We start from the raw sequence: 552 nt of genomic DNA, 5'->3' as shown, positions 1-552 counted from the left end.
TTGCGCCCTCATCAAGCAATGCTTGGGATTTAAAGCGCCCTTCCCAAAAGTGGCCGGTGCATTTATCTTCTCGATTAGCTTGTCGAGCGATAGGCTCATTTAAAGAGCGCATAAACCAACTGATATCCATCAAACGTTGTTGGTAAATATTCGCAGTAGTCTCAACCATGGCAAGTTGGAATTTATCAAGAAACTGTTTATTTTGATATTTTTGGGTGAGTAATGTGCCTTTAAATAATTGATGCCAACGTTCAAGTACTTCAGCCGTTGACCAGATTTTCGCGCGCTCACTATCAACATGCAAAACTATATGTAAGTGGTTATGCATCACGGCATGCGCACAAATATCAATAGCAAAGACTTGAGCTAATTGAAAAATCCGTTTTTCAATCCAGATACGTCTGTGCTCATAACTAATGCCTGACTCTTTATCAACACCGCACAAAAACGCTTTTCTCACCGTGCGACTGCAAATATGATAATACGGTGTATCTAACAAACTGATCTGTTGCGAGCGAGGCTTAGGCATAATAATCACCAGACTTAATGAAG

1 protein-coding gene is annotated in these 552 nt (G+C 40.6%); it reads right to left on the bottom strand.

Annotated features, from left to right (window positions below; genetic code table 11):
• Positions 1-529, bottom strand: a 529-nt coding sequence (locus MTCD1_RS18410; protein ID WP_498067565.1) for a transposase, incomplete at its 3' end; no start/stop codon positions are given.
• Positions 530-552: the final 23 nt, after the last annotated feature.

Origin of the sequence: Colwellia marinimaniae (assembly GCF_002207865.1) — a bacterium.
Taxonomy (GTDB): Bacteria; Pseudomonadota; Gammaproteobacteria; order Enterobacterales; family Alteromonadaceae; genus Colwellia; species Colwellia marinimaniae.
This window is presented reverse-complemented; position numbering and strand designations above follow the sequence as displayed.